The organism is Nocardia sp. NPDC056064, assembly GCF_042266925.1.
In the GTDB taxonomy this organism is placed as follows: Bacteria; Actinomycetota; Actinomycetes; order Mycobacteriales; family Mycobacteriaceae; genus Nocardia.
On sequence record NZ_JBHJWO010000001.1, the window covers coordinates 3,898,836 to 3,924,288 of the forward strand.

Consider the following 25,453-nt stretch of genomic DNA (forward strand, 5'->3'; position numbering starts at 1 on the left):
CCCGGTTCCCAGACCGTGTTCGCTCACAACGTCGCAGGTCAGAGGCTCGATTTTATTTTTGCCCACCGGGCATGTTAAGTTTTTCCAGTCGCTCGGGCGAGTGGCGGAATGGCAGACGCGCTGGCTTCAGGTGCCAGTGTCCGTAAGGACGTGGGGGTTCAAGTCCCCCTTCGCCCACAGAGACAAGAGGCTCGATCCCTTTCGGATCGGGCCTCTTGTCGTTTCGGGGGTCAGCGGCGCACCAGGCGCAGCAGGGCCGCGCGCAGGTCGGGGCGTGGGGCGGCGGCGTCGAGTTCCAGCAGCGCGGTCTCGGCGATCGCGGCGACCAGCAGCACCGCGATCGGTCGCGGATCGTCCCAGCCCAGGGCGGCCAGGTCGGTGCGCAGCAGATCGGCGGCGGTGGCGTTGCGGGCCGAGACCGCGCTCTGCAAGCCCGCGTCGGTGCGGGCCTGCACCAGCAGGCCCTTGGTCGCCGGTTCGGCCAGGCAGCCGTCCAAGTATGTGGTGACGACGGCGGCGAGGCGTTCTTCCCCGGGCGCCAGTCGCGCGACGGCGGTGTCGACGCGCGCGGCGAGGTCGTCGTGGAAGGCGCCGTGCAGGGCGAGCAGATAGTCCTCGCGGCTGCGCCAGTGCTGATAGAAGCTGCCCTTGGCCATGCCCGCCTCGGCGGTGATCGCGTTGACCGACAGCTTGCCCAGGTTCGCGGTGGCCAGCAGCTGCCTGCCCGCGTCGAGCAGGGCCCGGCGGCCGGGCTCGGCCGGCCTCACGACGACAACTCCGCGCGCGCGGCCAGGAACCCGCGCACCGCGTCCGCGAACAGCTCCGGCTGCTCGGCGAAGGGTTCGTGCCGCGCCGCCAGCACGGCCACCTCGGCCCCCGGCAGCGCCCGCGCCACCCCGCGCCTGCTGAGCAGCCACGGATTGACCGGATCGCGCCGTCCCCAGACCACCAGCGTCGGTGTCTGCGGCAGCAGCGGCCCGGCGGCGGGCAGGTCGACGCGCGGGTCGTCGAGACTGCGCCACAACCGGCGATAGACCGCGAACCGCGCCGGATCACCCGTGACCCGCCGCGCCCGTTCGAGAATCGGCCGCACCCCCGCCGCGCGGGTGGAACCCAGATACATCCGCGCGCACGGAACCACCGCGAACCGCGCGAGCGCGGGCGCCGCCATCAGGCGGAACACCGCCCTGGTCACCACATTCCGTGGCACGAACCCGGCCGGTTGCACCAGCACCAGTCCCCGGATGTGCGCCGCCGCGCGTTGGGCCAGTCGCACCGCCGCGTACCCACCGACACTGTTACCGATCACAGTGAAGGAATGGAAGCCGTTGGCGCGCAACGACTCCACCACCGACTCGGCGATCAGGCCGAGCGCCTCGACATCGATCGCGCCGGGATCGGTGACGGTCGATGCGCCGTACCCGGGCCAGTCCACGGCCGCGATAGCCCAGTCCGGGCGCAGTGCTTCGGCGAGCAGATCGAAATCCCGGTGATCACCCGGATTGGCATGCAGCAGTAGCAGTCCCGGTGCCCGGCCGGGTGCGCGGCCGCTGAGGTGCACGGCCACCTCGCCATAGGGCGTCGACACGGTGTGCGTCGTGCTGCCCGGGGCCGTCATCGGGTGTCCTGTCGCCGCGCGACAAGGCTGGTGCGGATCTCCATGCACCGACGGTACGGATGACCGACCGGTCGGTCAAGAGGTGCGAAAGCGGGAACAGCACGCTCGGGAAAGCGGTGGAGTCAGGACTTCCTGGCGATGAGCAGATGGTGCGGGACCGGCGGATTCGGCAACGTGGTGTGTTCCACCGTCAGGCCCGCCGCGGTCAATGCCGCGATGACATCGTCGACCGGACGAAGGGTGAATCCATAAGCGGTGAAAGGCATCTTGCCCATCGCCTCGGGATCGCCGATGCCGACGACGACCGTCCCGCCGGGGCGCAGGACCCGCGCGAGTTCCGTACAGGCGGCGGGCAGATCGTCGAGGAAATAGAGGGTGTTGACGGTGATGGCTGCGTCGAGGCTCGCCTCGGCCAGGCCGAGTGCGGTGAGGGACCCGTCGGTGAGCGTCAGGCGGCCCGCCGCCGTTTCCATCGCGAAGCGGGCCCGCGCGCGCTCACGCATGTCGGGCGCGGGCTCGATGCCGTGGACGGTGCCCTCGGTGCCGACACGGTCGAGCAGCAGACCCAGGCCGACGCCGCCGCCGAAGCCGATGTCGGCGACGGTGGCACCGGGACGCGGGGCGGCCGCGTCGACGGCGGCGCTGATGGCGCGCTTGTTCCCCCGGTTGAGGACGAAGGCGACGCCCTTGCCGAGCAGGCCGTGTGGATTACCGAGCTGGTCGGCGATGGTGGTGAGCAGGCGATCCTTGACCCCGGTCATCTGCCCATCGTAGGAGGCGCGTACACCCCTCATCGGCCGTGATGAGGCGAAGGTCACAGTGTGCTCGACCGGGCCGGTTCCGGGGCGTTTCCCGGCCGATTTCGTACCGTTCGGCGGCCCGTTCGCAACCGGTGATCCGACCGGTTCATGACCTCCGGGAAGGTGTTGGGCCTGGATTGCTGATCGCTGGTCATGTTTGCAGCGTTGTAAACAAACTTAAGGTTTCTTTTAAAGCGTCAAGATCTCGGCAAACCGAAAACTCGTTGCCGAACCCGCAGGTGATCGGCTATGCGCCCGGCGCCGATGTGATCCGGGCAACCAGCGCGAACAATCCGATGACACGGCAACGATCGGTGCCCCACGAGTTGTCGAAGGTTTGCGGAAGATGAATTCCCGGTGCCGCCCGCACCGCGATCCGGGTGCCGCCGGAAGTTTGCTGCGGGTGTGGAAATCACTGACTCCACACGTGTTTGCCACTTCGCAATTCTTACGCCGGACCTGCGCGTTGGGGGTTGCGTGGGCATAACGATTGTGTACAGTTAACGGCAACGCTGGCCGCAGCTGAGCTCGACTCGCTGCGGCCAGCGGAACTCAAATGGGGGAGTTCGAAACCTTCTCGTTACCTTGCGTAGCTGCCGATTGTCCGGCGCTGTCCCGCCTCCGGTGTGCTCGGAGTTGCCTGCCGCGCAAATGCACGTACAGATGCGAGTTCAGGCCCGTTCGAGGGTGTTGTCCACCGGCGCCATCAGCCAGCGCGCGGCCGGGTCGGGCAGTGCGGCGGGAGCGGCGGCGCGCGCGTCCTGTTCCCCGGCCACCCGCCTGCCGATCCCGAAGACGTAGCACAGGAACAGCGCCTCGGCGGTGAAGCCGAGGGCGATGCGCACGGGCGCGGGCAGCCCGCTCGGCGTCACGAAGCCCTCCAGCAGGCCGCACACCAGCAGTACGACCACCAGGCCGAGCGCCACCGTCGCGGTCGCCCTGCCCTGGCGGGCCATCGCGGCGGCCCGGCTGACCCGTCCCGGGTCGACCAGCGTCCAGCCCAGCTTCAACCCCACCCCGCCCGCGACGAACAGCGCCGTGAGCTCGAGGGTGCCGTGCGGGAGGATGAAGCCGAAGAACGAGTCGAGCCGGCCCGCGTCGGCCATCAATCCACCGGTTATCCCCAGATTCAGCGCGTTCATGAACATCGCGTACACAGCCGGGAGGATCAGCACGCCGGTGAACAACGCGATGGCCGAGACCCAGGAATTGTGGGTCCACACCTGTGCGGCGAAGGCTTCGTTGGGGTGCTCGGAGTAGTAGGTCTCGAACGAACCCCCAGGTCCGGTGATGGTCGACAGGTCGCCCTCGGGTATCCCCAGGGCTGAGCGGGCGGCGCGGGAGTTGTCCACAAGCACCGCGATCACCCCTGCCACGGCCAGGAAGATCACAGTTGTCCCCACCCACCACGGCCACGCTCTGTACACAGCCGCGGGGAAGTGGTGGGTGAAGAACCGGCCCACCTCGCGCCAGGGCTGTGTGCGCGCCGCGAGCACCCGGCCGCGGGCCCTGGCGAGCAGGGCGCTGAGCCCGGCCACCAGCTCCGGATCGGGATGGTGGCCCTGCAGCCTGGCCAGCTGCTGGGAGCTCGCGCGGTAGAGCCGGACCAGTTCGTCGGCCTCGGCGCCACTGAGCCTGCGCTGGCGGACCAGCTGATCGAGCCGATGCCACGACCGTTGATGCGCCCAGCTGTAGGCATCGGTGTCCATATCGGGAATGCTAGCCACATGGCCGAATTCACCACCGGCGAAGCGGTGGCGCTGGAACTGCCGCTGGCGCGTATCCCCAGCCGCGCCGGCGCCTTCCTGCTCGACCTCGTGCTGCAACTCTTCCTGGCGTTCTCCCTCGTCTACGTGGGCATTCTCGTGCTCTCCGCGGCCGACGCCGATTCGGCCTGGTTCGCGGTGCTGGGGGTGGTCACCATCGTGACGGTGCTGGTCGGCTACCCGGTGTGCAGCGAAACCGTCTCGCGCGGACGCTCCTTGGGCAAGGCCGCGTTCGGGCTGCGGGTGGTGCGCGCCGACGCGGGCCCGATCGACTTCCGGCACGCGCTCACCCGTGGGCTGGCCGGTGCGATGGTGGATTTCTGGATGCTCGGCGCGTTCGGCGCGGTCGCGGTGATCACCTCGCTGTGCTCGGCACAGGGCAGGCGCGTCGGTGACGTACTGGCGGGCACCGTGGTCGTGCACACCCGCCAGGCCATGCCGCGCCCGGCGCTCGCCGCCGCACCGCCGTGGCTGTCCGGGTGGGCCACCCAGCTCGATCCCGCCGCCGTCTCCGACGAGCTGGCCGCCGCGATGCGCCAGTATCTGTCCCGGCTGGGCACCCTCACCCCGCCCGCCCAGCACCACCTGGGGACAGCGCTGGTCGAGGCGGTCTGCCGGGCGATGCGGTGCGCGCCGCCCACGGGTTATCCCCCGTATCACGTGCTCGGCGCGGTTCTGGCTCGGCGCCAACAACTTTCGCGCCACTGACCCTGTGGATAACTCAGCCCTGTGGACAACCTGTTGGTGAACCGGTGCATGAACTGTGAGTGCCAGTGGACAACCGGAAATTCACAGGGAGCCGGACTGCTTCAGTTCCAGGTACTCGTCGGCCAGTGCTTCGGGCAGCCGATCCGGTGCCGCGGTCACCACGGCCACCCCGCGACGGCGCAAGGACTCCTGCACAACGGCCCTTTCCGCCAGCACGGTCTCGGCGGCGGCGGCTTTGTACACAGCCTCCGCGGTGGTGCGGTCACGGGCGGCGGCGGCGATGTCCGGGTCGGTGACCGAAACTATCAACACCCGATGCCGCCGGGTGAGCGTCGGCAGCGCGGGCAGGAGGTGTTCGGTGACCGTCGGGCCGTCCAGACCGGTGAACCACACGATCAGCGCGCGCTTGCGGACCCGGGAGATCACCGTGCGCACCAGGCCGCCGGTATCGGTATCCACAAGGCGCGGAGTCACTCCGGCGAGGGTGTGCATAAGTCTCAGCGGCAACTGGTGACCGGCCACGCCACTCACTTCGGCGCGCACCGTGCGGTCGTAGGCCAGCAGATCGACGGTGTCGCCCGCCGCCGCTGCCAGCCCACCCAGCAGCAGCGCCGCCTCGATCGAGGCGTCCAGCCGCGTGCCCGCGCCCACCCGACCGGCGGCCGCCCGGCCGGTGTCGAGGACCATCAGCACGTGCCGGTTGCGTTCGGGCCGCCAGGTGCGCACCAGCACGTCGGTCGCGCGGGCGGTGGCCCGCCAGTCGATGCTGCGCACGTCGTCGCCTGCCACGTACTCGCGGAAGGAATCGAATTCGGTGCCCTGTCCGCGGATGTTGGCGACATTGCGGCCCTCGAGATGGTGCAGCCGCTTCACCTTCGAGCGCAGCAGCCGCTCACTGCGGAAGGCGGGGAGCGCGCGCACCCGGGCGGGGACCTCCACCCGCCGCTGCCGTCCGGCCAGCCCGAGCGGGCCGAGCAGCCGCAGCGTCACCGGGCCCGCAACGCGATCGCCGCGATAGGTGGGAGTCAGACTGGTACGCAACCGGATCCGGGTGCGCGGGGCCAGGTTCAGCTGATGGGTACGCAGGTCGGGACGCGCGCTGTCGGGCCAGGAATCCCACAGCAGGCCGCGCACGGTGCTCGTGCCGGTATTGGTGACCACCAGTTCCACCTCGGTGCCGCGCCCGAGCCGCACGATCGTCAGCGGATCGCGGGTGAGCGTGAGCGCGTCGGCGCGCGCGGTCAGGCCGACATCGGTGAGCAGCGCCACGACCAGCAGCAGACAAGCGCCGAGCACGCCCCACGCCGAGGGCACCGCGAACATCACCAGCGCCGCCGCGGCCGTGGCCAGCAGCGCGAACCGTCCCGTGACGACCACGTCGCTACACCGGCACCGGCACCGAGACCAGCAGCGAGGAGAGCACGCCCTCGCTGCTGACCCCGTCCAGCTCGGCCTCCGGCCGCAACTGCAGGCGGTGCCGCAGCACCGGCACGGCCACCGTCTTCACGTCGTCGGGCGTCACGTAGGCGCGGCCGTTGAGCCAGGCGAAGGCGCGCGCGGCGGCCAGCAGGGCGGTCGCGCCGCGGGTGGAGGCACCGTGCGCGACGGCGGGGGAGGAGCGGGTGGCCCGGCACAGGTCGACGATGTAGGCCAGCACCTCCGGGCTCACCGTCACCTCGGCGACGGCGGCGCGCGCGGCGGCGATGTGCGCGGGCCCGGCCACCGGGCGCAGGCCCGCCGCCCCGAGATCGCGCGGGTCGAAACCGCTCGCGTGCCGCTGCAGGATGCGGAACTCGTCGTCGCGCTCGGGCAGCCGGATGTCGATCTTGAACAGGAAGCGGTCCAGCTGCGCCTCCGGCAGCGGATAGGTGCCCTCCTGCTCGATCGGGTTCTGGGTGGCGATCACCACGAACGGATCGGGCAGCGGTCGCGGCTGTCCGTCGACCGAGACCTGGCGCTCCTCCATGGATTCCAGCAGCGAGGACTGGGTCTTCGGTGGGGTGCGGTTGATCTCGTCGGCCAGCAGCAGATTGGTGAACACCGGGCCGCGGCGGAAGGTGAACTCCGCCGAATGCGGGTCGTAGATCTGCGAGCCGGTCACGTCACCGGGCATCAGGTCGGGCGTGAACTGCACCCGCGCGTGCTCGAGGTCCAGCGAGGTGGCCAGCGCGCGCACCAGCAGCGTCTTCGCCACGCCGGGAACACCTTCCAGCAGCACGTGGCCGCGGCACAGCAGCGCCAGCACCAGATACAGCACGGCCTGGTCGTTGCCGACCACGGCCTTGCCGATCTCGGTGCGCAAGGCGGCCAGTGCCGCACCGGCGTCCGCCGCGCTCGGCGATTTCTGCAGGACAGTGTTGTCGGTCATGCGAGCTCCGTCTCGATCCATTCGAGGTGTGCGGCAACGTGATAGAGGGTGTCCTCGTCCGGCACGTCGCCGAACAGGACGGTGCCGAGCTGCTGGGCGGGGACGCCGAGGCGCGCGGCCGCGGTGTGGACCAGCTGGTCGTCGGTGAGTTCGCCCAGGCGTGGGCGGATGCGGCGCAGGGTCGCGGCGCGCAGGATCTGGGCCACGTGGGCGAGGTCGCCGGAGCGGCGGTACAGCCCCGCCTGCCCGGCGAGCAGTTCGTTGGCGGGCACCTCCACCGGGCGCGGCTCGCCGACCAGCGCGCCACGCCTGCGGCTGCGCCAGGCGATCAGCGCGGCGAAGGCCAGCAGGAACTGGAGGCCGCCGAAGGCGAGCCAGCCGGGCAGCGAGCTGAAGATCGAATCCTTGCCGGAGCCGAAATCGGGATCGAAATCGTCGCGCGGCGGATCGGGGACATCGGTCGGTGGGGGCGGCAGATCCGGCGGGGTGGGCGGCGTGGGGGCGTTGGGCGCACCGCAGGATTGCAGCGTGGCGTAGAGCAGCAGCGCGATCGCCAGGCCCGCGGCGAGCGCGGCCCAGAACTTCGGGTTGCGCAGCAGGTCGGGCAGCGGGGGAAGTTGCCTGCGCTGCTTGGGTTCTCGCTCGGTGACCTCGAGTTCGACCGGCTCGGGTGCCGGGGGCGGTGCGCCCTGGGAGTAGCGGTCGGCGTATTCGAGGCGGCGGTATTCGTCCTCGGTGGCGGTGCGGCCGCCGTAGACGACCTCGTCGAAACTGCGTGCCGCCGGGTGCAATTCGGTGGACTGCTCCAGCGGCAGCACGGTGGTGGCGTCGTCGGCGGTCTCCTGCGCGGTGCGCGAGCGGCGCACCGGCAGGGTGCCCGCCTGTTCCAGGGCGCGCAGCACGGCGCGGAAGCGTTCGCGCAGGGCGTTGTCGTAATCGCGGCGGCTCGCGGCGAGTTCCGCGGCGGCGCGGTGATCGGCGGCCGAGGCGAGGCGGGGCGGGGGAGGCGTGCCCGGCGCGTCGGCCCGGCCCGGGGACGAATCGTGGTGCGGCGCGGGGCCGAAGTCGGTGTCGCTCATCCGAGACCACCCGGGATCTCGATGTCGAGGCCCTCGCGCACGCACCGGCGATCGATGTAGCAGACCGCGCGACTGGCCGATTCGACGATCTCGGCCACGACCACCACCAGCAGCCATCCGCTCACCAGCAGGGCGAAGAAGGCCCACCGGTGCGTGCCGGAGAAGTCGGACAGGAAGAACGGGATGCCGAACGCGGGCACCGCGAGCACCGCGAACAGCAGCCGCTGCAACAGCCACAGCCCGGCGATGCGCCACTCGGCGCGCGCGGTGAGCTCCTTGGAACGGGCGACGGCGGCACCGTAACCCGCGTGCTCACCGATGATCGCGGGCTCCACCAGGAACCGCCCCGCCCGCACATACGACAGCCACAGCAGCGCCAGCGGATAGGTGACGATCAGCAGGCTGCCCACCACCAGGACCCCCACACCGAGCAGCGAGAACATCAGCTGGGCCAGCACCAGCGGGCCGAGATGGTCGGTGGCGGTGCGCAGGCCCGCGCGCAACCCGAAGCGGACGCCCCGGAAATCGGCCAGCGCCAGGGCGACGGTCGTGCCGCGCAGCACCAGCCGCACCAGCCACCCGCACCCGAGGGTCGCCAGCAGCACCGCCCACATCGTGCCCAGGTTCGAGCCGCCGGTCAGATGCGAGACGAGTCCGGTGAATCCGAGCACCGCGAGCACGGCCAGCACCAGCGCGCTCCCACCGAGCACGGCGAGCGGGCGCAAGTGGGCCTGGATGAGGGCGAACGGCTCGTCGAGCAGTTCGCGGAAAGCCAGGGGCCGGATCGGAACCGTCGGCGGCCGTGCCGGATCGACGCCCCCGACGGCGCCGACCGCATCGACGGCAGAACGCACGCCTGGAGTCTATGGGACGGCGGCCGATGCCGCGGGCAGTGCCAGCCGGGTGGGTTTCAGGCGGCCGCGCAGGGTGACCGTCTCGGCGAGGGTCCAGTGGGCGGACTCGGTGCCTGCGGCGGCGGAGAGGGTGGTGGCGGAGCTGAGGAGGCGTTCGTCGTAGTTCTTCGAGAGCTCGCACAGGCGGGCCGCCTCGTTGACGGCGTCACCGATGACGGTGAACTCGTAGCGGTTGTGGGTGCCCACATTGCCCGCGACGACGCGGCCCGCGGCGACGCCGATGCCCGCGTCGAGGTCGGAGGCTTCGCGCAGGCGGCGCTGGATGGCGCGACCGCACGACAGGGCGGCGCCGGCCAGGTCGTCGAGGGGCGCGGGGGTGCCGAAGACGGCCAGGGCGGCGTCGCCTTCGAACTTGTTGAGCAGGCCGCCGTGGCGTTCCACCTCGTCGACGACGATGTCGAAGAACCGGTTGAGGATGCCGACGATCTCCGGGGCGGGGCGGGTGGCGGCCATGGTGGTGGAGCCGATGATGTCGATGAACAGGGCGGCGGCCTCGGTCTCGGTGCCACCGAGGACGGGCCGGGAGGCGATGGCGGCCATGGCCACGTCGTGGCCGACGTGCTTGCCGAACAGGTCCTCGATCATGGCGCGTTCGCGCAGGCCGTGCACCATGCGGTTGAAGCCGCTCTGCAGGTCACCGAGCTCGGTGCCGTCGTAGAGGGTGACCTCGGTGTCGAGATCGCCGTCCTCCACCCGGCGCAGCGCCTGGCGCACGCCCTTGATGGGGGCCACGGTCGCGGCGACGACCTGCGCCATCAGCAGCATCCCGAACAGCAGCGCCGAGCCGCCGAGGCTGAGCACGCACACCGCCAGCCGGGCCTTGCTCACCGCCGGATCGGCCAGCGCCCACACCGCCACCACCATCGACAGCGCCACCGGGATACCCACGCCGACCAGCCACGACAGCATGGTCCGGCCGAAGATGCCGATGCCGCGGCGGCGGTGCGGGTCGGCCTGGAGCACGCGCGCGGTCACCGGGCGCAGGGCGAACTCGATGATCAGGTAGCTGTTGGCGCACACCACGATCCCGGCCGACCCGATCGACAGCGCCACCTTGGGAATCAGCGCCGGATCGGCGATTCCGTAGACGACCGTCAGCGTGACCAGCGCCAATGTCCACAGCACGGCCTGCTGCAACACCATCCAGCGCGGCGCCGACACGGTGACGCGCTGTTCGGCCGGGGTCGGCACGCGGTCGGGGTCGATGGCCCAGCGCATGGTGCGCAGCCCGGCCACCGTCCCCCAGACGGTGCCGATCACCAGCGCGAGCACCGCGCACAGCGGCGTGAAGACGGCGTTGATGAGCAGCAGGTCCCAGGTGAACACCGTCGGCCCCGGCAGCACGAATCCGGCCAGCACCACGATCATCGCGATGCCGATCAGATTGGCCACCAGCAGCGGCAGGGTCAGCAGCAGCTGCACGCGGACCCGCCGGATGGACGATTTCTCCTCGACCGGTCCGAGCAGCGGCGAGCCCCACGGCGCGGTGCGCGCCCCGCCCTTCGGTCCGTCGCTGTGGATCACTCACGCACTGTAAACCGAGATTCGGACACGGCGGCGAGGTGTAGTCCAGGTCACTGATCACCGATGGCGGCTATATGACCAGTCAGTGATCCGTTTCGGGCCGCCACACGCCCGGATGGGTGCGCGGAAGGGCGTTCGGTGTGTTCAGAGAACAGTTGTTCACTGAACACGCGGCTCAGCGTGCGGGCGGGAGCTGACGACGGCCGCCGCCGGGCAGCTCGTCGACCGTACGTCCGGCGATCTCCCCCTGCCCGTCCGCGGCGGGCAGCCCGGTGCCCTGGCTCGCGGGCAGCGCCTGGTAGGTCGGCGCGGCCGGGTACTGGCGCGGGTCCGGGTGGTACCGGGTCGAGGGAGCGTCGACCACGGTCGAGGCGATCTGCTGGGCGTAGGGGTTGGGCTGGTCGTACGCGTTGTACTGCGGCTGCTGGTAGCCCGCGGGCAGGTAGCCCTGCACCGGCTGGCCGGGCAGCTGGTACCCGGCGGGCGCCGTCATCTGCGGCTGCTGCGGTGCCTGCGAGTCCTGGGTGTCGACGGTGACCTTGCGGGTGCGGCGCAGCGTGAAGGTGACCTCCTCCACCTCCTCGAAAGCCTGCCGCGCGGTGCGCAGCGGGTGGGTCGCCGAGTCGATGGCATTGGCCACGAAGGAGGGCACCAGCGGGCGGATCCAGCGCGCGGCGGTATCGGTGAACGGCACCGTGCCGATGATCGGCAGCTCCAGGCCACCACCACCGGCCGGGGCCTGCGCGGGCGCGGCGGGCGCGCTCACCGGCTGCTGCACGGGCACCAGCGCACCGGCCTGCGGCGCCCCTGCCTGCGGCAACGCGTTCGGGAGGTAGCCGGCGGGCAGCTGCGGTGTCACATTCGGCTCCAGAGCCACGGAGTCGTCCTTTCGGTGTGGCTCGGTGAACCCGAGCTCGAAGCCGCCGATCGCGGCGATGATCCTGGTGCGCTGACGTTCCCGGTCGATCACGGTATCGGCTTCGATGGCCAGGCGCGCGCTGGTGAGCTCGTGCTCGGCGCGCAGCGCGGCCGTCTCGGTGCGGACCTCGGCGCGCTGCACCGCGATGGCGGCGTCGGCCGCGCGCTCGGCCCGGTCGGCGATCTCGGCGGCACCGAGGCGGCGGTCCAGCGCGGTCTCCCCGCGCCACCAGCGCAGCAGCAGCGGCAGCAGGGCCAGCAGCACGCCGATCACCAGCACCAGCAGGCGCAGCGCGGCGGCACCGGCGTGCGCGGCGGTGTAGCCGTTCATGGCCAGCCAGCGGGCACCGAGGCCGCGGTCGGCGTCGGCGAAGGCGAGGGTGCGGGCGGTGGCGAGGTCGGCGGTCTCGGTGCGCACGGCCGTGTCGAGGGCCTCGGTGCGGCCCTGGGCGGCGGCCAGCTGCTTGCGGGCGTCGTCGAGCATGTCGTTGGCGGTCTGCGATTCCGGGCCGCGTCCGGGCACGCCGGTGATCCGGGTCTGCGGGCACTGCGGGGTGGGGTTGAACTCGCAGCGCGCGATGACCAGCGCGGTGTCGATATCGGCCTGGGCCTCGGCGATGGTCGCGTCCAGCGCGGCGCGTTCTGCGGTGGCCCGGTCCAGCTCACCGCGCGCGGCCACCACCACGGGGGCCTGTTCGGCGCTGTCCTGGGCGCGCACGTCCAGCTCCCGGTCGACGGTCCCGCCGAGCAGCACGGTCGAGGCGAGTTCGGCCACCAGCACGCCCGCGGCCACCCCGACGACGATCCTGGTCGCGGTCCCGCGGCGGTCGGCCGCCGCTGTCCCGTCGCCGGATGCGGTGAGCGGCGTGCTCGCCAGCGCCCGGCCCAGCGCCAGCGCCCCGGCCGCACCCAGCAGCGCGAGGACCACGATGACCGGCCAGGCGATCCCCTCGGCCGCACCCAGCGCCGCCACCAGCACGAGCCCGGTGACCACGCCGAACAGCGCCACCGCGGCCCCGGTGACGGCATATCCCGCTTGTTCCTGGCTGACGGCCTGCTCCGCGCCGGTATCCGGCGTGCCGCGCCGCGGCGAGGCGAGCCCTCCGCCGAGCCAGGTGAGTGTGCCGGTCATAGGTTCTCCCCGGGTCGTGCGCTCCACATGGCATGGCGAAACTGTCATGGATTCGTTGTGCCAGCGTGACAGGCCCCGACCCGCCACACCGAGCGCCGACGGCCTCTTTGTGGTCAGCCTCACAACTGGACGTCTGATACATCGCGGCGCCCGCGGTTCGTCGCGTCCACCTCGGCGTGTCGAGCCTGGCGAGCCATACCGGACGGTCTGATACCTGCCCGATGTGGCGAACGACACTCCGAAATCGTTAGCCAGGAGTGTGCTGCGGCACATCTCGGAAATACAGACCGAACGGTTGGATGACTACCCCGCATGTCGAAGGCGCTGTCGGATATATCTCACCGTGACCTACCCCGGTTAGCGGAGGTCCCAGGTTTGGCGTCCGGGCGTAAAGGGAAATCTGCTGCGGTGCAGGTGAGTTCAGCTTTCGGCCCGGTGCCGGTGGCTGTTTCGGGCCTGCTCGCCCACAGTGTTCGCGCAGGTCGGCACGGGTTGTCCGGGATCGATCCAGCACCCGCTCTGCTTTACACTGGACGACGCGCGCGACGAAGCAAGCCGCCGTTACAAACCCCAGCTAGACAAGGTTATTAGCACAACCTTAGTTGGTTGGGCTCACGGTCTGACTTATCGTTTGCTCTTACGCCGAGCACACCCCTGTTCGGCACAACCACCTGTTCGGGGTCCGGTGAAACCGGGCCAACAGTAGCGGGTGAAACCCGCGCGGAGGTGAGGAACGTGTCAACGTTCCGTTACCTCTGAGCACCCACTACGTCAACGAAGCGGGTGGACAACTGGAGACGTGACTGCACGCCGCAAACCATCACCGTAGCTGGTTTTCGGATCGTACGGACGCAGTCTTGACGGAGGCGAAACGACGATAGGGCCCAATCCAACGGGCGGCCGATTCATCGACAGCCGACTTTCTTGAAGGCAGAGGCATGACGCAACTTCCTGGCCACAGGTCACCCGGTGTCACCGGGCTCTACGATCCGGCATTCGAGCACGACGCCTGCGGCGTCGCGTTCGTCGCCGACATGCACGGACGACGCAGTCGCGACATCGTCGACAAGGCCATCACGGCGCTGCTGAACCTGGAGCACCGCGGTGCCGCGGGCGCAGAGCCGAACTCCGGTGACGGCGCGGGCATCCTGATCCAGCTCCCGGACAAGTTCTTCCGCGCTGTGGTCGACTTCGAGCTGCCCCCGGTCGGCTCCTACGCCTCCGGTATCGCCTTCCTGCCGCAGGCCCGTCGCGAAGCCGCGCGTGCCGCCTACGGCGTCGAGAAGATCGTCGTCGAAGAGGGCCTGGCCGTGCTCGGCTGGCGCGAGGTGCCGATCGAGGAGTCCTCGCTGGGTGCGCTGGCGCGCGACGCCATGCCCACCTTCCGGCAGATCTTCATCGGCTCGCCGAAGAACTCGGCCGAGCAGCTCTCCGGCATGGACCTGGAGCGTCGCGCCTACGTGATCCGCAAGCGGATCGAGCACGAGCTGGGCAAGTCCGGCTCGGGCGAGGGCGCGGTCGGCAAGGAGTCGGTGTACTTCCCGAGCCTGTCCGGCGAGACCTTCATCTACAAGGGCATGTTCACCACGCCGCAGCTGCGCGCGTTCTACCTGGACCTGCAGGACGAGCGCGTCGAGTCGGCCATCGGCATCGTGCACTCGCGCTTCTCCACCAACACCTTCCCCTCGTGGCCGCTGGCGCACCCGTTCCGCCGGGTCGCCCACAACGGTGAGATCAACACCGTCACCGGTAACGAGAACTGGATGCGCGCGCGGGAGGCGCTGCTGCGTTCGGACGTGTTCGGCAAGGACGAGGCGGGCAAGAACCGCCTGGAGAAGATCTTCCCCGTCTGTACCCCGGGTGCCAGCGACACCGCCCGTTTCGACGAGGTGCTCGAGCTGCTGCACCTGGGCGGTCGCGATCTGCACCACGCCGTCATGATGATGATTCCCGAGGCCTGGGAACGCAACGAGAGCATGGACCCGCAGCTGCGGGCGTTCTACGAGTACCACTCGATGCTGATGGAGCCCTGGGACGGCCCCGCCGCCGTCTGCTTCTCCGACGGCACGAAGATCGGCGCCGTGCTCGACCGCAACGGCCTGCGCCCCGGCCGCATCTGGGTCACCGAGGACGGCCTGGTCGTGCTGGCCTCGGAGGTCGGCGTGCTCGACATCGACCCCGCCACCGTGGTCCAGAAGATCCGCCTGCAGCCGGGCAAGATGTTCCTGGTCGACACCGAGCAGGGCCGCATCCTCACCGACGCCGAGATCAAGGGCGAGCTGGCCGCGGCGCAGCCGTACCAGCAGTGGCTCGACGAGGGCGTCAGCCGCCTGGCCGACCTGCCCGACCGCCCGCACGTGCACATGTCGCACGACCGCGTGCTGATCCGTCAGCAGATCTTCGGCTACACCACCGAGGACCTGAACCTGCTGATCACGCCGATGGCCAAGACCGGCGGCGAGGCACTGGGCTCGATGGGTACCGACACCCCGATCGCGGTGCTGTCGAACCGCTCGCGCCTGCTGTTCGACTACTTCTCGCAGCTGTTCGCGCAGGTCACCAACCCGCCGCTGGACGCCATCCGCGAGAAGGTCGTCACCAGCCTCAAGCGCAACATCGGTCCCGAGGCCGACCTGCTGCACCCCGGCCCGGAGTCCTGCAAGCAGATCGCGCTCGAGCAGCCGATCCTGGACAACGACGAGCTGGCCAAGCTGGTCCACATCAACGACGACGGCAGCCACCCCGGCCTGCGTTCGGTGGTCGTGCGTGGCCTGTACCCGGTCGCCGAGGGCGGCGCGGGCATGCGCGCGGCGCTGACCGCGATCAACACCCAGGTCTCGGCCGCGATCGACGGCGGCGCGCGCATCATCGTGCTGTCCGACCGCGAGTCCAACGAGAAGCTGGCGCCGATCCCGTCGCTGCTGCTCACCTCCTCGGTGCACCACCACCTGGTGCGCGAGCGCACCCGCACCATGGTCGGCCTGGTCGTCGAGGCCGGTGACGCCCGCGAGGTGCACCACATGGCGATGCTGGTGGGCTTCGGCGCCGCCGCGATCAACCCGTACATGGCCTTCGAGACCATCGAGGACATGCTCGAGCGCGGCTCGCTGGCGATCCCCGGCAGCACCGGTGACCGCACCGCCGACTTCCGCAAGGCCGTCGCGAACTACTGCACCGCGGCCAGCAACGGCGTGCTCAAGGTGATGTCGAAGATGGGCATCTCCACCCTGGCCTCCTACAACGGCGCCCAGCTGTACCAGGTCATCGGCCTGGCCCAGGACCTGGTCGACGAGTACTTCACCGGCCTGCGCTCGCCGCTGGACGGCATCGGTCTCGACGAGATCGCCGCCGAGGTGGCCGCCCGGCACCGCGTGGCGTTCCTGGAGAACCGCAACGAGCGCGCGCACCGCGAGCTCGAGGTCGGCGGCGAGTACCAGTGGCGTCGCGAGGGCGAGTACCACCTGTTCAACCCCGACACCGTGTTCAAGCTGCAGCACGCGACCCGCTCGGGGCAGTACTCGGTCTTCAAGGAGTACACCAAGCTCGTCGACGACCAGTCCGAGCGACTGGCGGCGCTGCGCGGTCTGTTCAAGTTCAAGACCAACGCCCGCGAGTCGATCTCGATCGACGAGGTCGAGCCGGCCAGCGAGATCGTCAAGCGCTTCTCCACCGGCGCGATGAGCTACGGCTCCATCTCGGCGGAGTCGCACGAGACCCTCGCCATCGCGATGAACCGGCTCGGCGCGCGCTCGAACTCGGGTGAGGGCGGCGAGAGCCCCGCTCGCTTCGAGGTCGAGGAGAACGGCGACTGGCGCCGGTCGGCGATCAAGCAGGTCGCGTCGGGTCGCTTCGGCGTCACCGCGCACTACCTGACCAACGCCACCGACATCCAGATCAAGATGGCCCAGGGTGCCAAGCCGGGCGAGGGCGGCCAGCTGCCCGCGCACAAGGTGTACCCGTGGGTCGCCGAGGTGCGGCACTCCACGCCGGGCGTCGGCCTGATCTCCCCGCCGCCGCACCACGACATCTACTCGATCGAGGATCTGGCCCAGCTGATCCACGACCTGAAGAACGCGAACCCGCAGGCGCGGATTCACGTGAAACTTGTCGCGGAGCCGGGTGTCGGCACCGTCGCCACCGGTGTGTCCAAGGCGCACGCCGACGTCGTGCTCATCTCGGGCCACGACGGCGGCACCGGCGCCTCGCCGCTGACCTCGCTCAAGCACGCGGGCGGCCCCTGGGAGCTCGGCCTGGCCGAGACCCAGCAGACCCTGCTGCTCAACGGCCTGCGCGACCGCATCGTCGTCCAGGTCGACGGTCAGATGAAGACCGGCCGCGACGTGATGATCGCCGCCCTGCTCGGCGCCGAGGAGTTCGGTTTCGCGACCGCGCCCCTGGTCGTCTCGGGCTGCATCATGATGCGCGTGTGTCACCTCGACACCTGTCCGGTCGGCATCGCCACCCAGAACCCGGTGCTGCGCGAGCGCTTCTCCGGCAAGCCGGAGTTCGTCGAGAACTTCATGCTGTTCATCGCCGAGGAGGTGCGTGAGCTGCTCGCCGAGCTGGGCTTCCGCACGCTCGACGAGGCCGTCGGCCGGGTCGACCTGCTCGACACCACCAAGGCCAAGGCGCACTTCAAGGCCGCCAAGCTGGACCTGTCGCCGATCCTGGACATGCCGGAGACGGCGTTCATGAACCAGGACACCCGCTGCACCGGCACCCAGGACCACGGTCTGGACAAGGCGCTGGACAACGAGCTGATCGCGCAGAGCGCCCCCGCGCTCGAGCGTGGCCAGGCGGTGAAGATCGAAACCAAGATCACCAACGTGAACCGCACGGTCGGCACCATGCTCGGCCACGAGGTGACCAAGCTCTACGGTGGCGCGGGCCTGCCCGACGACACCATCGACATCACCTTCAACGGTTCGGCGGGCAACAGCTTCGGCGCGTTCGTCCCGGCCGGCATCACGCTGCGCGTGCAGGGTGACGCCAACGACTACGTCGGCAAGGGCCTGTCCGGTGGTCACATCGTGGTCCGCCCGGCGCTCACCGCGCCGGAGGGCTTCGTCGCCGAGGACAACATCATCGCGGGCAACGTGATCATGTTCGGCGCGACCAGCGGCCGGATCCTGATCAACGGTGTGGCGGGCGAGCGCTTCGGCGTGCGCAACTCCGGTGCCACCGCGGTCGTCGAGGGTGTGGGCGACCACGCGCTCGAGTACATGACCGGTGGCCGGGTGGTCATCCTCGGCGGTACCGGCCGCAATCTCGGCGCCGGTATGTCCGGTGGTGTCGCGTTCGTCTACGACCCCGAGGGCACGCTGCCCGAGCGGGTCAACCCGGATCAGTCCGAGGCGATCGAGCAGCTCTCCGGTGACGACTTCACCTGGCTGCGCGACATCATCGCGACCCACCGCGACGAAACGGGATCGGCTGTGGCCGAGCGCATCCTGAGCGATTGGTCCCAGCAGGTGAACCACTTCGTGAAGGTCATGCCCCGCGAATACAAGAAGGTTTTGCTCGCCATCTCCGAAGCCGAGAAGAGCGGCAAGGATGTCGACGCAGCGATCATGGAGGCGGCTCGTGGCTGACCCACAAGGCTTTTTGAAGAACACCTCGCGGGAACTGCCTGCCCGCCGCCCCGTCGAGCTGCGACTGCTGGACTGGAAAGAGGTCTACGAGGAGAAGTTCTCCCACGAGACCCTGCAGAAGCAGGCCAGCCGCTGCATGGACTGCGGTATCCCCTTCTGTCACAACGGCTGTCCGCTGGGGAACCTGATCCCCGAGTGGAACGACCTGGTGTACAAGGGTGGCTGGCGCGAGGGCATCGACCGCCTGCACGCCACCAACAACTTCCCGGAGTTCACCGGCCGCCTGTGCCCGGCGCCGTGTGAGGCGTCCTGCGTGCTCGGTATCAACCAGCAGCCGGTCACCATCAAACAGGTCGAGGTCGAGCTCATCGAGAACGCCTTCGGCGAGGGCTGGGTCACCCCGGTGTACCCGACCAGGCTGACCGGCAAGAAGATCGCCGTCGTGGGTTCGGGCCCGGCCGGTCTGGCCGCCGCCCAGCAGCTCACCCGGGCCGGTCACACCGTGACCGTGTTCGAGCGCGACGACCGCATCGGCGGCCTGATGCGCTACGGCATCCCGGAGTTCAAGATGGAGAAGGCGGTCATCGACCGTCGCCTCGCCCAGATGGAGGCCGAGGGCACCATCTTCAAGACCGGTGTGAACGTGGGCGTCGACATCACCGCCGAGCAGCTGCGCGAGCAGTTCGACGCGATCGTGCTCGCCGGTGGTGCCACCATCGCCCGTGACCTGCCGATCCCGGGCCGCGAGCTCGACGGCATCCACCAGGCGATGGAGTTCCTGCCGCTGGCCAACCGCGTGCAGCTCGGCGACGACATCACCGACGAGAACGGCCTGCCGCCCATCCACGCGAAGGGCAAGAAGGTCGTCATCATCGGTGGTGGCGACACCGGCGCCGACTGCCTGGGCACCTCGCACCGCCACGGTGCCGAGAGCGTCCACCAGTTCGAGATCATGCCGCGTCCGCCGGAGGAGCGCGCCGGTTCCACCCCGTGGCCGACCTACCCCCTCATGTACCGGGTCTCCTCGGCGCACGAAGAGGGCGGCGAGCGGGTGTTCTCCGTGAACACCGAGCGTTTCGTCGGCAAGGACGGCAAGGTCACCGGGCTCGAGGCGCACGAGGTCAAGATGGCCAACGGTCGCTTCGAGAAGGTCGAAGGCACCGACTTCACCCTCGAAGCCGACCTGGTGCTGCTGGCCATGGGCTTCGTCGGCCCGCAGAAGCCCGGCCTGCTGACCGACCTCGGCGTCGGCTACGACGGCCGCGGCAACGTCCAGCGCGACAAGAACTGGGCCACCAACATCCCCGGCGTCTTCGTCGCCGGCGACATGGGCCGTGGCCAGTCCCTGATCGTCTGGGCCATCGCCGAAGGCCGCGCCGCCGCCTCGGCCGTGGACAAGTACCTGGAAGGCGAGACCGCGCTCCCCGCGCCCATCCCGCCGACCGCCGTCGCCCAGCGGTAATCCCCTAAGACGCGAAAGGCGCTCGCAGACCACCGGTCCGCGAGCGCCTTTCGTCGTTATCGGGGTGGGGTCAGTTTGGTGAGGGTGCCGAGGAAGCTGGTGGCGTAGAGGGAGTTCGGGTCCCAGCCGGGGCCGGTGCCGAAGCGGACCGAGGAGACCAGGGGCAGGCCCTCGGCGATGCGGCAGGAGTGGCCGGTGTCGATGTCGACCTGTTGGACCGCGCCTGCCACGTTGAGTGCGACGTAGGCGGTGCCGTCGGCGTCGACGGTGAGGTCGTCGGCGGAGTTCAGGGGGCCGAAGCCGGGGAGTTCGGTGCGGGTGATCGGGGTGTCCGGGTGGGTGGTGTCGACGGCGGCGATCACCGTGGTCGGGTCGAAGGTGGTCGAGACGATCAGCCGGTCGCGGGGCGCGTCGACGGCGAGGCCGTTGGTGGAGGTGAGGGCCGAGGCGAAGGGAGTGGTCGTGCCGTCCGGACTCACCCTGGTCATCGAGCCCGCGCCGATGTCCTTGCTGACCACGAAATCACCGTTCGCCAAGCGCGCCAGCCCGTTCGGCATCTGCAATCCGCGCGCCACCGTGGCCCGCGCGCCGGTCGCGAGATCCACCGAGTCGATGGTTCCCGTGTGCTGCCCGCCCACTGCCGCCGACGCGGTGTTCCCGGTGGTGAAGTACGCGGTGCCGCCGGCGACCACGATCCCGCCGGGCCCGTCGACCGCGTCCGCGAGCGTGGTCCGCGCGCCGTCGGCCCCCAACGCCCGCACGGCCCCCGGCCCGCCACCCAGATCCTGTTCGGACAGCAGCACATTCCCGCGCCCGTCGAACCCGAGATTCTCCAGCACCCCGAACCCACCGGCGACGACCTCCTGGCTCCACGGCGCACACTGCTGCGGCGCGGCCGCCACCGTAGCGGCGCCCGGAAGCACGAAAGCACCGGTCGCCCCGGTCACGAGCAGCAGCAGAAGACGCGGAGTTCTCATGCGTCCCGATCGTAACGACCGCCCCCGCCCCCGACGCTGGAACAGCCACGATCCACACCCGCGTACGCGCTGCCATGGTCGATCGCAGGCTAGCCGTCCCCGGCCGCACGACCCGCGAGCAAGTTGGTGGTGAACCGGGTGATGTCAGCGGCCAACGTGGGATGTGCCCGCGGATGCGGACTTTCGGTGCGCACCGTGGTGAGCGCGGCCGACAGCGTCGCCTCCACGATCTCCGCCGCATCGGCGAGTCCCCAGGAGGTGCCCTCGGCCACGAGATGCTCGCGGGTGATGCCGTGATGGCGATACTCACCACCCACCGACAACGCCATCTCCCCGTCGTTGCGCTGATGGGTCTGCGGAACGAAGTCGTAGGCGGGCGCGAGGGTGGACGACCCGTCGGGCCGGTGGAGCAGTGCAATGTTCTTCGCGTGCATGTCCAGATTGCCGACCGCGACCGCGAGGGTGGTCATCCGCAGCAGGCGTTCGAGCGCGTCGTGGTCACCGAGGCGGTTCGCGATGCGCGCCATGGTGACGCGTCCACCGAAGCGCTGATACTTCTGGTCGCCCGAGGCCCCGAGCGCCTGACTGAAGTCCTCCTGATGCAGGCGGGAACCGTCGGCCAGCCGATCGAACCGTTCGACCACCAGCGCGGGCACCCCGTCGAAGTCGGTTGTCCAGGTGGCGTATTCGGCCAGACCGGCGGCCCGGACGAATCGGGCGCCGTACTCCTCGTCGTAGATCGTGGTCGGCTCGGTGGGCGACGCGGGCTTGAGAATGTGCGTCGACGGAGATCCGCCGACGACCCGGTTCCAGCCCGTCGCCGTTCGGGCCAGCGCGATCTTGTCCTGCACCCCGGCCAGGGATGTTCTGCCGTCGGGCGGGCGGTTGCCGAGTGGGTGGTCCTCGACGGTGGCCAGCATGGTCGCGACCTCGGCGGTCGTCAGTGGTTCCAGTGCGGGTTCGGTGGTGTCTTCCGGGTCGCGGATCTGGACCGCGCCGGGTAGATCGCCACCGTGTCGGCGGAGCAGACCGATGACATCGTGCGTGCCGACGCCTGCCAGTTCGGCGGTGCGGGTGCGCATACGGCCCTCGGGGAGCAGTTCGCGGAAGAAGTTCTGCCTGCGGGCTCGGTGGGAGCGGTTGGGGGTGGTGGTGAGGGGGACGGCGGTCGACAGGATGGGGGAGCCGGGGGCGCAGAGATCGGGGGCGTCGGGGGTGATGACGAAGTCGTGATCGGGGGCGGAGCCGGTGAGGGTGCCCACAGGGGTGCCGTAGAGCTCGATGGTCAGTTCACCCATGGGCGTCCTCCGGGTCGGTGGTGGCGAACAGGCGTCCGACGTGGCACGACGCTAGCCGAGGGGGTCGGCGAGGGGTACCGGGTTTGCCCGCGAGATGCGTAGGGGGATGAACAGTCTTCCACGGGAAGGGCTTCGGGGGCGGGAAGAAGGACATGGCTGATCTCCGGTGCAGCACATAGACTTTCCGTGTCGAGGTGTAACCGGTGATCCGAGGGGGAGCTGTGCCGTTGCCGCCGGGAACGATGGCGAGCCTGCATCGCGCTGCCGAGCGCGGAGACGGTACCGCCATGCACAATCTGGCCAACATCTACTACGACCACAGCGATTTCGAGGCCGCCGAATACTGGTTCCGGCAGGCCTCGGCGGCGGGCCACACCCGGGCGATGAACAACCTCGCCGTGCTGCTCGACAAGCTCGGTGACATCGAGGAAGCCGAGTCCTGGTACCGCCGCGCGGCCTCGGGCGGCAACAGCAACGCCATGTACAACCTGGCGACGTTGCTCTACCAGTACGGCGATCGCGCCGACGCGGAGTCCTGGTACCACCGCGCGGCCGTCGCGGGCCATCTCGACGCCATGTACAACCTGGCCCGCCTCTACGAACAGCGCCATCACTACGACGAGGCCGAATCCTGGTACGCCGAGGCCGCCGACAACGGCGACATCGACGCGATGAACAATCTCGGCCTGCTGCTGCGCGATCGCGGCGCCACCACCGAGGCCCGCCGCTGTTTCCGTCGCGCCGCCGATCTCGGTCATCCGCGCGCGATGGCCAATCTCGCCGCCCTGCTCGAATCCGAGGGCGCGCACCGCGAAGCCGAGTCCTGGTACCGGCGCGCCGCGGGCTGACCCGTCGCGTGTCCGGACCGGGGAATTCGGCTGTCCACACAAAGGCGAGGTTTGCGAAGTGGACAATTCTCCAGTTCGCGCGGTGGTCGCTGGCCCGCGAAAAGGGGGATTGACCTTCGGGTTCACCGGTGAGTAGCGAATGACGGCCGGAGTTACTCAAAAGTATTGATACCGAGCGGTTTTCCAGCAAACCCCAGCAAACATTTTGCCGGACAGCAATTTTCCGGCGTTCAGGATGCGAGCGGTTGCGGGGCGGTATAGCGTCTCGTTTCGATAACCGATCGATGACGGGCCGGGGCGTGTGAATTCTCTCGACGGCTGCTTGCAACGCATCATGGATATTCCCGGTGCGCGCAGCGTGACACTGGTGGACGGGGCCAGCGGATTGGCGATTGCCGCGGCAGGGCCGCACGGAATCGTCGACGAGCACGAGGACGCGGCGGGCACCACCGAGGTGGTGCGGGCCGCACTCGGCTGTACGGCGTTGTCCGGCAGCCGCGACAACGACGAGATCTCCGAGATCGTCGTGTGCCGCCCCTCGGGCTTCCACCTGTTGCACCTCGTCGACGGGGATTTCGACGGCCGGTTGTTCATGCACGTGGTCTTCGACGGTGACACCGGCAACCTGGGCATGGCGCGCTACCAGCTGCGCTCGGCGCTCGACGAACTGACGGGTGGGCAACGATGAGCGTCGCGCTCGCCGACGAACTGCATCGGCTGGAACAGCAGCGATCGACCGGTGTGCTGCGCGCCGGTGACGGCGAGTTCCATTTCGCCGACGGCGCGATCACCTCCGCGGGCTGTCGCCGCACCCCCGGCCTGGACCGTCTCGTGGTCGAGGCCGGGGTCGCCACCGCCGAGGACTGGCAGCGCGCGGGCGCGGGCGATCCCGACGCGCTGCCGCACGGCCCGCGCCTGGAGACCCTGGCCGTGCTGTCGGTCTACGACGCGGCCTATTTCCTGCTCGCCTCGCCCGCCGAGCCGGAATTCGTTCCGGCGCCCGAACATTGGCTGTCGAACGTCTGCCGGGTGGCACCGCACGCGGTGGTGCACGAGTGCGCCCGCCGCGGTGATCCGGAATTCGGGCCGTGGCCCGCGGAGCTGGTCGCCTCGCAGCCGGTGGTTCCCGCCCGGCGCACCGATCAGAAACGGGTGACGCTCACCGGCAGCCAGGCCGAGGTGCTCGCCGCCGTCGACAGCAGCCGCAGCATCGCCGACATCGCCCGCGACCTGGGCCGCACCACCTACGGCTGCTTGGTCGCCGTGCGCGACCTCACCGCCGCGGGCCTGATCGAGGCGCCCGTCGTGCGGCGCCGCCACCTCGGTCTGGTCCCGGACCCGGCCGCGCCGCGCCTGCCCCTGCCGACCAGCGGTGTCCCCGAACTGCCGCGGCGGGTACCCGCCCCGCCGCGGTCGGCGCGTCCCCTCACCGGGACAGGCGGGCCGGGCAGGCACGCGCTCGACGAGGAAGCGGTCGCGTCCGTCCGGTACCGCGGAGTCCGGCCCTACCAACCCGAGCGCTGGCGACCGGTGGACCGAGACCTACTCATCCGGCTCAAAGCGGCGTTGGAGGAGCTTGCGTGACCGTGCGGAAGAAACTGCTCGGTGATTGGAGGGGAAAGAAAGTGACCGAGGTGGCGATGACCGTGCCCGAACGGAACGCGGCGGTGCTGGCCGAATTGAAGTCCCTGCGCGAGCGCGTGCCCCGGCTCACCGGGTCGGTCGTGGCGTCCAGCGACGGCCTGCTCATCGAGCACGACCTGCCCCCGCACATCGAACCCGCGGGCATGGCGGCGCTGGCCGCCGCGCAGCTGTCGCTGTCGTTCCGGTTGGCCTCCACGGCGCACGGGGGCGGGTTCAACGAGGTCGTCGTGCACGGCACCGAGGGGCAGGTGGTGATCTACGCCGCCGGCTACACCGCGCTGACCGTGCTGGCGGGCCCGGAAGTGAACGTCGGCCGGCTCCACCTGGAGTCGCGGCCGGTCGCACGCGCCATCGCCGAACACCTGGCGGCGGCGAACATCTCTGGCAACAACCAGGGCAAGCACACCAAATGAAAGGTAGGACATGTCGAATATCGATCTGGCACTCAAGGACATGATGGTGATCGACGGCGCGGTCGGCGCCGCGATCGTCGACTACAACTCCGGCATGGCGCTCGGAATGCTCAGCAGTACCAAGGCATTGGACCTGCAGATCGCCGCGGCGGGCAACACCGAGGTGGTCCGCGCGAAGATGCGGACCATCGAGCAGCTGGGCCTCAACGAGGAGATCGAGGACATCCTCATCACCCTGGGTACCCAGTACCACATCATCCGGCCGATGACGGGCCGCAAGTCCAAAGGGCTGTTCCTCTACCTCGCGCTCGACCGCGCGCGCGGCAACCTGGCGCTGGCCCGCCACCGCCTCAAGGGCATCGAGGAAGACCTCGAGGTGTGAGTCCAGCGCCC

20 protein-coding genes and 1 tRNA gene are annotated in these 25,453 nt (G+C 69.8%); 9 read left to right on the forward strand and 12 right to left on the reverse strand.

Annotation, left to right across the window (positions count from 1 at the left end; all coding sequences use genetic code 11):
• Positions 1-94: 94 nt before the first annotated feature.
• Positions 95-177: transfer RNA gene (locus ACFC06_RS18040), tRNA-Leu, on the forward strand.
• Between the two features lie 53 nt (positions 178-230).
• On the opposite strand, the gene ACFC06_RS18045 is transcribed toward ACFC06_RS18040, so the two are convergent.
• From ACFC06_RS18045 to ACFC06_RS18060, 4 genes are all read right to left on the reverse strand, one after another.
• Positions 231-767: a TetR/AcrR family transcriptional regulator gene (locus ACFC06_RS18045; RefSeq protein WP_375932155.1), complete on the reverse strand. Its 537-nt coding sequence runs from the start codon at positions 765-767 to the stop codon at positions 231-233.
• The gene (locus tag ACFC06_RS18050; protein WP_375932158.1) at positions 764-1,618 is read right to left on the reverse strand and encodes an alpha/beta fold hydrolase; all 855 of its coding nucleotides are present in this window, start codon (positions 1,616-1,618) and stop codon (positions 764-766) included. Before ACFC06_RS18050 ends, ACFC06_RS18045 begins: the two co-directional genes overlap by 4 nt.
• 122 nt (positions 1,619-1,740) lie before the next feature.
• Positions 1,741-2,379, reverse strand: coding sequence for a class I SAM-dependent methyltransferase (locus ACFC06_RS18055; protein WP_375932161.1), 639 nt, complete (start codon positions 2,377-2,379; stop codon positions 1,741-1,743).
• 710 nt (positions 2,380-3,089) lie between these two features.
• Positions 3,090-4,127: a stage II sporulation protein M gene (locus tag ACFC06_RS18060; protein ID WP_375932164.1), complete on the reverse strand. Its 1,038-nt coding sequence runs from the start codon at positions 4,125-4,127 to the stop codon at positions 3,090-3,092.
• An 18-nt stretch (positions 4,128-4,145) separates the two neighbouring features.
• Between ACFC06_RS18060 and ACFC06_RS18065 the strand changes: the two genes are divergently transcribed.
• The gene (locus ACFC06_RS18065; RefSeq protein WP_375932167.1) at positions 4,146-4,892 is read left to right on the forward strand and encodes an RDD family protein; all 747 of its coding nucleotides are present in this window, start codon (positions 4,146-4,148) and stop codon (positions 4,890-4,892) included.
• An 81-nt stretch (positions 4,893-4,973) separates the two neighbouring features.
• On the opposite strand, the gene ACFC06_RS18070 is transcribed toward ACFC06_RS18065, so the two are convergent.
• From ACFC06_RS18070 to ACFC06_RS18095, 6 genes are all read right to left on the reverse strand, one after another.
• A complete protein-coding gene (locus ACFC06_RS18070; RefSeq protein ID WP_375932170.1) occupies positions 4,974-6,269 on the reverse strand; it encodes a DUF58 domain-containing protein in 1,296 nt (431 codons plus the stop codon).
• 4 nt (positions 6,270-6,273) lie between these two features.
• Positions 6,274-7,260: an AAA family ATPase gene (locus ACFC06_RS18075; RefSeq protein WP_375932173.1), complete on the reverse strand. Its 987-nt coding sequence runs from the start codon at positions 7,258-7,260 to the stop codon at positions 6,274-6,276.
• The gene (locus ACFC06_RS18080) at positions 7,257-8,339 is read right to left on the reverse strand and encodes a DUF4129 domain-containing protein (RefSeq protein ID WP_375932176.1); all 1,083 of its coding nucleotides are present in this window, start codon (positions 8,337-8,339) and stop codon (positions 7,257-7,259) included. Before ACFC06_RS18080 ends, ACFC06_RS18075 begins: the two co-directional genes overlap by 4 nt.
• A complete protein-coding gene (locus ACFC06_RS18085; protein ID WP_375932179.1) occupies positions 8,336-9,193 on the reverse strand; it encodes a hypothetical protein in 858 nt (285 codons plus the stop codon). The genes ACFC06_RS18080 and ACFC06_RS18085 overlap by 4 nt, the downstream gene beginning before the upstream one ends.
• A gap of 9 nt (positions 9,194-9,202) precedes the next feature.
• A complete protein-coding gene (locus tag ACFC06_RS18090) occupies positions 9,203-10,777 on the reverse strand; it encodes an adenylate/guanylate cyclase domain-containing protein (protein WP_375932182.1) in 1,575 nt (524 codons plus the stop codon).
• Between the two features lie 175 nt (positions 10,778-10,952).
• Complete coding sequence (locus ACFC06_RS18095; RefSeq protein ID WP_375932185.1) at positions 10,953-12,827, reverse strand: DUF4407 domain-containing protein; 1,875 nt, start codon at positions 12,825-12,827, stop codon at positions 10,953-10,955.
• A gap of 938 nt (positions 12,828-13,765) precedes the next feature.
• Here ACFC06_RS18095 and gltB point away from each other — a divergent pair.
• Together gltB and ACFC06_RS18105 are read left to right on the forward strand one after the other, a co-directional pair.
• The gene (gltB, locus tag ACFC06_RS18100; protein ID WP_375932188.1) at positions 13,766-18,418 is read left to right on the forward strand and encodes a glutamate synthase large subunit; all 4,653 of its coding nucleotides are present in this window, start codon (positions 13,766-13,768) and stop codon (positions 18,416-18,418) included.
• Positions 18,411-19,880, forward strand: coding sequence for a glutamate synthase subunit beta (locus tag ACFC06_RS18105; RefSeq protein WP_375932191.1), 1,470 nt, complete (start codon positions 18,411-18,413; stop codon positions 19,878-19,880). The genes gltB and ACFC06_RS18105 overlap by 8 nt, the downstream gene beginning before the upstream one ends.
• Before the next feature lie 56 nt (positions 19,881-19,936).
• Here the strand turns inward: ACFC06_RS18105 and ACFC06_RS18110 are convergent, their stop codons facing one another.
• Together ACFC06_RS18110 and ACFC06_RS18115 are read right to left on the reverse strand one after the other, a co-directional pair.
• Positions 19,937-20,857 (reverse strand): SMP-30/gluconolactonase/LRE family protein, encoded by a 921-nt coding sequence (locus tag ACFC06_RS18110; protein WP_375932194.1) that lies wholly within the window; start codon positions 20,855-20,857, stop codon positions 19,937-19,939.
• Between the two features lie 89 nt (positions 20,858-20,946).
• Complete coding sequence (locus ACFC06_RS18115) at positions 20,947-22,155, reverse strand: type II toxin-antitoxin system HipA family toxin (RefSeq protein WP_375932197.1); 1,209 nt, start codon at positions 22,153-22,155, stop codon at positions 20,947-20,949.
• A 287-nt stretch (positions 22,156-22,442) separates the two neighbouring features.
• On the opposite strand from ACFC06_RS18115, the gene ACFC06_RS18120 reads away from it, so the two are divergent.
• The 5 genes from ACFC06_RS18120 to ACFC06_RS18140 all read left to right on the forward strand — a co-directional run bounded on the left by ACFC06_RS18120 (position 22,443) and on the right by ACFC06_RS18140 (position 25,442).
• Positions 22,443-23,003, forward strand: coding sequence for a tetratricopeptide repeat protein (locus ACFC06_RS18120; protein ID WP_375932200.1), 561 nt, complete (start codon positions 22,443-22,445; stop codon positions 23,001-23,003).
• A 334-nt stretch (positions 23,004-23,337) separates the two neighbouring features.
• Positions 23,338-23,691, forward strand: coding sequence for a hypothetical protein (locus ACFC06_RS18125; RefSeq protein ID WP_375932203.1), 354 nt, complete (start codon positions 23,338-23,340; stop codon positions 23,689-23,691).
• Positions 23,688-24,587 carry a hypothetical protein gene (locus tag ACFC06_RS18130; protein WP_375932206.1) on the forward strand — a complete coding sequence of 300 codons (900 nt, stop codon included), beginning with the start codon at positions 23,688-23,690 and terminating at the stop codon, positions 24,585-24,587. The genes ACFC06_RS18125 and ACFC06_RS18130 overlap by 4 nt, the downstream gene beginning before the upstream one ends.
• A gap of 41 nt (positions 24,588-24,628) precedes the next feature.
• Positions 24,629-25,060 (forward strand): roadblock/LC7 domain-containing protein, encoded by a 432-nt coding sequence (locus ACFC06_RS18135; RefSeq protein WP_375932209.1) that lies wholly within the window; start codon positions 24,629-24,631, stop codon positions 25,058-25,060.
• A gap of 10 nt (positions 25,061-25,070) precedes the next feature.
• Positions 25,071-25,442, forward strand: coding sequence for a hypothetical protein (locus ACFC06_RS18140; protein ID WP_278260867.1), 372 nt, complete (start codon positions 25,071-25,073; stop codon positions 25,440-25,442).
• The last annotated feature ends 11 nt before the right edge of the window (positions 25,443-25,453 follow it).

Excerpts from the sequence above, each read along its gene's own strand:
- ACFC06_RS18050 (WP_375932158.1), bottom strand. The coding sequence starts at position 1,618 with ATGACGGCCCCGGGCAGCACGACGCACACCGTGTCGACGCCCTATGGC.
- ACFC06_RS18055 (WP_375932161.1), bottom strand. The coding sequence starts at position 2,379 with ATGACCGGGGTCAAGGATCGCCTGCTCACCACCATCGCCGACCAGCTC.
- ACFC06_RS18060 (WP_375932164.1), bottom strand. The coding sequence starts at position 4,127 with ATGGACACCGATGCCTACAGCTGGGCGCATCAACGGTCGTGGCATCGG.
- ACFC06_RS18065 (WP_375932167.1), top strand. The coding sequence starts at position 4,146 with ATGGCCGAATTCACCACCGGCGAAGCGGTGGCGCTGGAACTGCCGCTG.
- ACFC06_RS18075 (WP_375932173.1), bottom strand. The coding sequence starts at position 7,260 with ATGACCGACAACACTGTCCTGCAGAAATCGCCGAGCGCGGCGGACGCC.
- ACFC06_RS18080 (WP_375932176.1), bottom strand. The coding sequence starts at position 8,339 with ATGAGCGACACCGACTTCGGCCCCGCGCCGCACCACGATTCGTCCCCG.
- ACFC06_RS18095 (WP_375932185.1), bottom strand. The coding sequence starts at position 12,827 with ATGACCGGCACACTCACCTGGCTCGGCGGAGGGCTCGCCTCGCCGCGG.
- gltB (WP_375932188.1), top strand. The coding sequence starts at position 13,766 with ATGACGCAACTTCCTGGCCACAGGTCACCCGGTGTCACCGGGCTCTAC.
- ACFC06_RS18110 (WP_375932194.1), bottom strand. The coding sequence starts at position 20,857 with ATGAGAACTCCGCGTCTTCTGCTGCTGCTCGTGACCGGGGCGACCGGT.
- ACFC06_RS18115 (WP_375932197.1), bottom strand. The coding sequence starts at position 22,155 with ATGGGTGAACTGACCATCGAGCTCTACGGCACCCCTGTGGGCACCCTC.
- ACFC06_RS18120 (WP_375932200.1), top strand. The coding sequence starts at position 22,443 with ATGCACAATCTGGCCAACATCTACTACGACCACAGCGATTTCGAGGCC.
- ACFC06_RS18125 (WP_375932203.1), top strand. The coding sequence starts at position 23,338 with ATGGATATTCCCGGTGCGCGCAGCGTGACACTGGTGGACGGGGCCAGC.
- ACFC06_RS18130 (WP_375932206.1), top strand. The coding sequence starts at position 23,688 with ATGAGCGTCGCGCTCGCCGACGAACTGCATCGGCTGGAACAGCAGCGA.
- ACFC06_RS18140 (WP_278260867.1), top strand. The coding sequence starts at position 25,071 with ATGTCGAATATCGATCTGGCACTCAAGGACATGATGGTGATCGACGGC.